This window comes from Haloferax profundi (assembly GCF_001469865.1).
In the GTDB taxonomy this organism is placed as follows: Archaea; Halobacteriota; Halobacteria; order Halobacteriales; family Haloferacaceae; genus Haloferax; species Haloferax profundi.
This window is the reverse complement of the sequence record NZ_LOPV01000032.1, coordinates 1-7,859: the sequence shown is the minus strand read 5'-3', so window position 1 is coordinate 7,859 and position 7,859 is coordinate 1. Positions and strand designations below refer to the sequence as shown.

8 protein-coding genes are annotated in these 7,859 nt (G+C 62.2%); 4 read left to right on the top strand and 4 right to left on the bottom strand.

Annotated features, from left to right (window positions below; translation table 11 throughout):
- Nucleotides 1-1,232: PQQ-dependent sugar dehydrogenase (locus AUR66_RS01675; RefSeq protein WP_058570790.1), on the top strand; the 1,232-nt coding region annotated here is incomplete at its 5' end.
- A 78-nt stretch (nt 1,233-1,310) separates the two neighbouring features.
- Here AUR66_RS01675 and AUR66_RS01670 read toward each other — a convergent pair.
- Both AUR66_RS01670 and AUR66_RS01665 read right to left on the bottom strand, forming a co-directional pair.
- On the bottom strand, nt 1,311-1,847 hold the full coding sequence (locus tag AUR66_RS01670; RefSeq protein WP_058570789.1) for a DoxX family membrane protein: 537 nt from the start codon (nt 1,845-1,847) through the stop codon (nt 1,311-1,313).
- Between the two features lie 153 nt (nt 1,848-2,000).
- Nucleotides 2,001-3,578: a lipopolysaccharide biosynthesis protein gene (locus AUR66_RS01665; protein ID WP_157532962.1), complete on the bottom strand. Its 1,578-nt coding sequence runs from the start codon at nt 3,576-3,578 to the stop codon at nt 2,001-2,003.
- An 86-nt stretch (nt 3,579-3,664) separates the two neighbouring features.
- On the opposite strand from AUR66_RS01665, the gene AUR66_RS01660 reads away from it, so the two are divergent.
- Nucleotides 3,665-4,297, top strand: a complete 633-nt coding sequence (locus AUR66_RS01660) for a GNAT family N-acetyltransferase (protein WP_058570787.1) — start codon at nt 3,665-3,667, stop codon at nt 4,295-4,297.
- Nucleotides 4,298-4,408: 111 nt separating this feature from the next.
- Here the strand turns inward: AUR66_RS01660 and AUR66_RS01655 are convergent, their stop codons facing one another.
- The gene (locus AUR66_RS01655; protein ID WP_058570786.1) at nt 4,409-4,765 is read right to left on the bottom strand and encodes a hypothetical protein; all 357 of its coding nucleotides are present in this window, start codon (nt 4,763-4,765) and stop codon (nt 4,409-4,411) included.
- A 209-nt stretch (nt 4,766-4,974) separates the two neighbouring features.
- Entirely contained in the window at nt 4,975-6,591 is a 1,617-nt protein-coding gene (locus tag AUR66_RS01650; protein WP_058570785.1) for a long-chain-fatty-acid--CoA ligase, read from the bottom strand.
- Nucleotides 6,592-6,837: 246 nt separating this feature from the next.
- Here AUR66_RS01650 and AUR66_RS01645 point away from each other — a divergent pair, with 246 nt between their 5' ends.
- Nucleotides 6,838-7,542: a helix-turn-helix domain-containing protein gene (locus tag AUR66_RS01645; RefSeq protein ID WP_058570784.1), complete on the top strand. Its 705-nt coding sequence runs from the start codon at nt 6,838-6,840 to the stop codon at nt 7,540-7,542.
- Between the two features lie 75 nt (nt 7,543-7,617).
- On the top strand, nt 7,618-7,859 hold a 242-nt coding region (locus AUR66_RS01640), incomplete at its 3' end, for an SDR family NAD(P)-dependent oxidoreductase (RefSeq protein ID WP_157532961.1).

Below are 7,859 nucleotides of genomic sequence, written 5' to 3'. Positions count from 1 at the left end.
AGTACGACCTCACGGTCGAACATCCGACCCCCGCTTCTGAAACGTCGTGGAACGTACCAGCGCGTGCACCACCGTCGTCGTTCGACGTCGAACCCGTCATCGAACAGCTCGAAATTCCGTGGGACGTCACGTTCGCACCGAACGGGGACCTGTTCATCTCTGAACGGCCCGGTCGGATACTCCAGTATCGTAACGACGAACTGAATCGGGCGTTCGAGACGGCAGATGTCGTCGATGCCAACCCCGTCGGTGTCGGAGACGAAGGGGGGTGGTGGGCAGCGGGGAGCGAAGGAGGGTTGATGGGCATCGCAGTCCATCCGAACTATCCAGACGTCCCAGTCGTGTACGCATTTTACACCTACGCCACAGACGATGGGAAACGAAACCGTCTCTCGTGTTTCGATGTCTCCGCAGACACACCTGCTGAGACCGAGACCATCCTTCTCGACGAAATCCCCGGGGCGAACGTCCACAATGGAAGCCGAATCGCGTTCGGCCCATCGAACTACCTCTGGGTTACGATCGGTGATGCAGCAGACGAGACCACTGCTGCCGACGTGACGACACGCACTGGGTCTGTGCTTCGACTCGAACCAGACGGGTCTGCACCGAGTGACAACCCCGATTTCGGCCCCGACGCAAAGCCGGGACTCTACACCATTGGCCACCGAAACCCACAGGGAATCACGTGGCTTCCAGACGGGACGCCACTCGTCACCGAACACGGGCCAGGCGGTGCCGACGAGGTCAACCGTCTCGTCGCAGGCGGCGATTACGGCTGGGGGACCTTGGACCCAGCCGAACGAGGAGAGGATGGATACACCGACTCGTCGTTCGACCGTCCACTCGTCAACACAGGAGACGAGACGTGGGCACCCCCAGGCTGTACGTTCTACACCGGGACGACCACCGGGCTGAAAAACCGACTCGTCATCGGCGGCTTGCGGTCGCAGCGACTCAACGTGGTCACGCTCGTCCCTACTGGCACCACCCTTCCCGGTGCAGACCGCGGTACTGTCTTCGATGCACCGTGGATGGACGACCAGTACGACGCCGTTTCGCACACGATTTTCGAAGACGAACTGGGTCGGATACGAGACGTAGTTCAGGCTCCTGACGGGTCGCTCCTCGTTGCGACGAGTAATCGAGACGGACGGACGAACGTCGACGGAGAGTCGTACCCGAAACGGGGTGACGACCGACTCCTGCGTGTCGTCCCATCTTCCGAGTGACGCCGTCCGTCGTATCTACGGGTACAGAGAAAAGGAATCGTCGAGTCGGCGGTCACCCCCGCCGAACGATGTCCCTCCTCAGCCGAGGAGGTACTTGAGCTTGGGTCGCTGCTGCACGAACTCCATCTTCTCGATGTAGGCGTCGAGGCCGAGGATGCGTCCCGCGGCGAGGGTGCCGACGATGACGAACATCATGAGGCCGAAGAGGTCACCGTTGACGTAGCCGTGACCCCACGCCGCGTTGCCGAGGTAGAAGAACGTCATGAGGAACGCTCCCCCGAAGGCGGCGAGGCGGACGCCCGCTCCGACGATGAGTGCGAAGCCGATGAGCGTCTCACCGAGCGGAATCATGAAGTTCGTGAACTCGAGCATCCACGGGGTCTGGCCCGCCCAGACCAGGAAGGCGTGGACCGGTCCCGGCGCACCGCCGGTGGCGTTCACCAGCCACCCAGCCGCGTTGAACGGCTCAGCAGCAAGGTACTTTCCGACCCCCGCGTGGAGGAACCAGTACCCTGTGATGAGGCGGGTGAGCACCAGCACGTAGCCGGTTGCCCCTTCGGCGTAGTCGAACTCGAGGCGGTTCCCCAGCATCTCGATTTGTCCGGTTGCAGCCATCGTCCTTCACCTCACATGTGAGACGTGGCACCGGAGATGAATATAAAGCCAGACCGATTTTCGAATCCATGGAACTGGGAATCGGCGGTACCCAAAATGCGCGTTCCTGAAGGCCGAAAACTACGAACCGCCCGATAGCGGCCCGAGGCGGCGTCAGCGCCCAGCAGCGTCTCGGTAGCGACTGACGAGTGTGGCGACCAACTGGCGTTCGACGGGGGCGGTCCCCAGCAACCGAATCGCAACGGCGTACGCGGCGAGTCCTGCGATAGTTCCGACGGCAACAGCGACGTACCCCGTGAAGAGAGCCTTCGACCCGAGGGCGACGAGTGCCAGCGGAATCGCAGCGACGAGGGGTTTCGCGTGCCCTCGCGTCACCGGTTGTAAGCCTTCGAGGTAGTACAGGACGAGAACCTCGAACCCGTTGTTCAGCGTCAACATGAGGAGGTAACTGGCGACGAGTCCGGGCAAGCCGAAGGTGGCGGTGAGTGGAATCGCGACGAGTGCGAGCACGACGGTAATCGCCGTGTTGACCACGAGGAGTGCGCGCTGGTTGTCCGTCATCATCAGCAGGATGCCGACGCTACCAGCGGCGGACGCGACGTACTGGGCGAGGATGAACCCAGGAAGCAAGGGTGCGTACGTCACGAACGTCGGGCCGAAGATTGCCATGATGGAGTGGCGATAGACGACGACGGGAACCGTGAGAGCCGTTGCACCCACGAGGACGAGTCTGCTCGTCACGTGGTACAGTCGGCGAAGCGCCGTGTGGTGGCCCTCTTCGTAGAGGGCCGCGGCGACGGGCGGAATGAACTGATTGATGCCGAGGAGTGGAAGGCGGACCAACTCGCCGAGGAGGACGCCGACGGCAAACACGCCACTGGCAGTCCCCGAGAGGTAGACGGCGATGAGCGGATAGAATCCGAGACGCTGCGTGGTGATGGCGATACCGCCGAAGAACATCGGCGTCGAAAAGTCGACGTACCGGCGGCAGAGTCGCGCGGTGTTCGGCGTCCGAAGTCGCGGACTGAGTCCACGTGACCGGCTCAACCACCAGATAGCGACGATACCGACGAGTCCCATCGCGACCCAGACACCGGCGGCGACGACGACCACGTCACGAAACACGAACGCGCCGGCGAGTCCGACGGCGAGTTGGGCGAGTGGGAACCCGAGTCGGAGCGTCAGGTTCAGCGGGCCGACTTCCTCGAACGCGCGGAGCATCTCCGTGACGGTGAACAACCAGACACTCGCCGGCAAGCCGACGGCGAACACGCGCAAGAGGTGTTCGAACAGTGGTCCTTCGGCTGCGATATCCGCAATCGCCGGCGTCGCGAGATACAGCGCACCGCCGAAGAGCGTCGCGACGGCGAGCAACAGGAGACTGGCGAACGTGGCGATGACGTCTCGGTCGGCGTCGACGTCGGTCGTCGGGAGAAACCGACTCAACCCGTTCCGAAAGCCGAGCGTGACGTGTGCGAGGTACCGCTGGAGTCGTCGTGCCAGAGCGAACAGGCCGTACGTGCTGGCGGCGAAACTGTTCGTCAAGACGGCCGTGAACGCGAGTCGTAACCCGCGTTCGAGGACGATGGAGGGAACAGAGACGACGGCCCCGTGCGCGACGCGTTCTAACGCGTCTTCGAGTCGCCTATCGGCATCCGGGGCGTCGGGCGGGGAGTCGGCTGAGTCGATAGGCACGAGCGAATCGCGGCGGAGCGTGAGCATAAGTTCCACGACTGACCGATGCGAGGGCGGACAGAACGACCGACTCCCGAGAACGGCCGGACAGTGTCAAGTGGGTCGCCCGCGTATCGTTTCGTATGGACGTCACTGCAGGCGAGGGAAACGAAGGCGACACCTTCTGGGACCCGAGCAACTGCACGGGAACACCCTACTGTCCACCCCGTTGTCCACGCTTCGTCGACAAGTTCGGTGAGGGCCTCGTCATCCGTCCGTACGAGGAGCGCGACTGGGACGCGCTCAACGAGATGTACCGCGATTACGCGCGGGAACATCGGTCGATGGGCCTGCCACCAGTTGGTGACGTCTACATCGCCGACTGGCTTACCGGTCTCGTCGACCACGGGCGCAACTTCGTCGCCGTCGACGGCGACCGAATCGTCGGCCACATCACCTACGTGCCACGAGAAGGGCCCGAACCCGAACTCGCCGTGTTCGTCCATCAAGACAGCCACAACCGCGGCATCGGGACCGAACTCTGTCGGCACGTCATCGCCGACGCCGCCGCCGCGGGCCTCGATGCACTGATTCTCCACGTCGCCAAGGAGAACCGTCGCGCGATTCACGTCTATCTCGGACTCGGCTTCGAGGTTGTGGAGTCCGAGAGTACGGACACGAAGATGCGACTGGACCTCGACCAGTCGGTCCTCGCGAAGACCCGAACGACACCCGACGTCGGCGAACGCCCCGGTGTGAGAGGCGTCGGGCAGTAGCTCAGCGGTCGCGATTCTCTGAAGACAAATAGCTGTGCTGAGGTGTCGAGAGCAGGGCGCGTAGCGACAGGGACGGCGGGCGCTTTTGCACTCGGAAAGAGCGGGTGCGGGTTACTCTGCAGAGACGATGTGCTGTTCGTCCGCGTGTTCGATGGCCACGTCGTGTCGGGTGTGTCTGGCGTGGGTTCGCGCCCACCGACGCGCCGGCCCTTCGGACAGGAACTGCTCACCGTCGGGACAGCGGCGACAACTCACGACCCACGGCGTCACGTCGTCCGGGAAGTGGCCGGTGTGTCGGTGGTGGTCGAGGGCGAACTGCTCGACAGATTGGTTGCCGAGTTGTAACTCGTCGAGTTCGTACGCGAGGTCCCACTCGTTCCCACAGCGAGAACAGGAGACGGTCGGCGTATCGTCGATTGGGGCAGTCGGCGGTGGCGTCTGGAAGTCGTCGTCGCTCGGAGTGGACACAGGCGGGGTTAGACGCCGAGCCTCTTGTACCTGAAGGCCGAGTGCGCAAGTAAGTCACACCCGACGACCAGTCGAACGTGACCCTCTGGCGTCGCGAGACGTCATCAAAGCAGACGCAGAGGAGTATCGGATTCCGGTCGGTGAGGAAGCAGGCACCAACGAGTGACGTTCGGTGAACGCAGGTGCAACACAGACGCGCCGTAGGACGGTTATCCCTCGCCGACCATCCGGTCTTCTGCGTCCCACTCGCGCTTTCGGAGTTCGTACTTCTGGACTTTGCCGGTCGCAGTCGTCGGCAGTGTCTCGACGAACTCGACTTCTTTGACCACCTTGTAGCCCGCGAGCGATTCGCGCATGAACGACTCCAGTTCGTCGGCGGTGACGCCCGGGTCCTGTGAATCGCCGTTCGTGGGGAGGACGTACGCCTTCGGCGACTCACCCCACTTGTCGCTCGGTATCGGGACGATAGCGACTTCCGAGACGGCCGGGTGGTCGTGGAGCACGTCTTCGAGTTCGAGGCTGGAGATGTTCTCCCCACCGGAGATGATGATGTCCTTCTTACGGTCTTGAATCGTCAAGAAGCCCTGTTCGTCGACTGTCGCGAGGTCACCCGTGTGGAACCAGCCCTCGCGCCGGTCGTTGAACGCCTCGTGCGTCTCTTCGGGCTTGTTCCAATACTCTTCGAGAATCATGTTCCCGCGGACGACGACTTCGCCGATAGACTGGCCGTCGTGGGGAACGAACTCACCGTCCTCGTCGACGACCCGCACCTCACAGCCCATGAACCCGATTCCGGTCTTCTTCTTGACGGCGAAGCGCGAGTCGCTGTCTTCGTCGTAGAACCGACGGAAGTCCGACGAGACGATGAGTGGTCCTGTCTCGGTGAGTCCGTACATCTGTTTGAAGTGCCATCCGAACTCGTTTTCGAGCGTCCGCATCGTCGCTTCCGGCGGGGCCGCCCCACCCGACGCGATTCGGAGTGGGTTGTCGCCGAGCGTCTGCGGTTCGTGTTCTCGATAGTAGTCGATGAGCATGTTCATCACCGTCGGCGCGCAGCACATGTACGACACGTCCTCGTCGACCACCGTCTGGAAGATGTCGCCGGCGTCGATACCGCGGGTACAGACGTGCGTCGCGCCCATGCCGGTGATAGAGAAGATGTGGCCCCATCCGTTCGCGTGGAACATCGGGAGCGTCCAGAGGTACACGTCGTCGTCGCGCATCTCCTGGTGGGCCGCGGAGAGATAGGTGTGGATGGCCTCGGCCCGGTGGGTCATCACGACGCCCTTCGGGTCACCCGTCGTCCCCGAGGTGTAGTTGATAGCCGCGATGTCGTCTTCGTCCATCTCGGGACGAGTGTACGCGTTCGGGTCGGCGTCCGAGACGACCGAATCGAAGTCTTCCCAGTCGCCGTCGACTGCCTCGGCGTCGTTGGTGATGAATATCTCCGCTGGAACGTCGTCGCGGATGGCCTCTATCTTCTCGGCGTACTCGTAGTCGGCGACGATGGCTTTCGCGCCGCAGTCGTTCGCGATGTAGTCGAGTTCGCTCGGTGTCAGACGGTAGTTCAGTGGCGTGTGAATCGCACCGAGTTGAATCGTCGCGTACGCCGATTCGAGGTGGTAGTGCGTGTTGGGGTCGATGACGGCGACGCGGTCACCTTTCTCGATGCCCCGTGCCTGTAACGCGACGGCGAGTCGGTCCACCCTGTCGCCGAGTTCGTCGTACGTGAATCGCTCTCCTGTGGTCGCTACCACCGCTTCCATCTCGCCGTAGTACCTCCTCGCTCTGTCGAGGAATTCTGTCGCAAGTAGCTCCTTGTGCATGGGTATACCATGACAAGATTACACGGAAAGTGGGGCGGTTCACATGTGAACGACAGGACGCAACCGGCGCTGTAGCCCAGTGATATCTCCGAGCCACTTCGCTACGTGAGACGTTGGGTCGATGGTTGGGTCGATGGATGGTGCGAGAAGACAGGTGGTCGACAGCGAGGAACTGAACGTGCCAGCGGGGTTCTGGAGTCTTGCAATGAAAGCACTTATCTATCATGAATAATGATAGCTCACCCCATGGAATCGTTAATGGTCGATATGGTGCAATACGACTGTCCATACATCGACACCACAGTCGACCACGACGTGTCGTTCACTGGGCTCCACTGGGACTACAATACAGCGCGACAACAGTTCGAATCGCGTGTATTAGTCAAAGGCGAGAGTGTAGACGCCCTCGACGAAGGGCTCAGTGCCCTCAGAGAGCACCACAATCACACAGACTATCGGTTACTCTCGCGTCGTGGTGACCAAGCAATCATCAAGAACGCTGTCGGTCAGACGAGTGCGATGCGAGCAATTCGTGAGAACGGTGGGTACCTCACCGGGGCGTTCGAAGCGAGCGACGGCAGCGAGCGCTGGCACATTGGGTTCGACCGCAACGAGGTAGTCGGCGACGCACTCTCCGAACTCGACCGGCACAACGACTTCACTGTGGAGTCGCAAGCGACCATCTCGTTCGAAGACTACTTCGACGTCATCAACAACGTGGACACGGCCAAGAGCGTCCTGGACGCCGTTCGGGGGTTGACCGACACCGAGCGGAGAACGATTCAGCGTGCGATGGGAGCAGGCCACTACGAGACTCCACGTGGTGCGACTGTGACCGACCTCGCGGCCGAGTTCGACGTCTCGACGACCGCTGTCTCGAAGAATATCCGCCGCGGCGAGCGAAAACTGCTGACTGCGCTCGTCGACGCGATGGACGACGTAGAGAGATAACGGTCGGAGACTCGACGGCTGGAGGTTCCTCTGGAAACCCCGCTACCTTCGGTACCGGAAGTCGCACCTAACAGTATGGCACAACTGAGTGGTGCAGTCGCCGTCGTTACGGGCGGTGCAAGCGGAAACGGACGAGAAATCTGTCGGACGTTCGCTGCTGCGGGCGCAGACGTCGTCGTCGCCGACGTGCAAGAAGAACCCCGTCAGGGTGGGACCCCCACCCACGAACTCGTCGAGGCGGAGGGCGGACGCGCGACGTTCGTCGACTGTGACGTCAGTAGCCGCGCCGACCTGGAGGCCGCAGTCGAGGCCGCAGA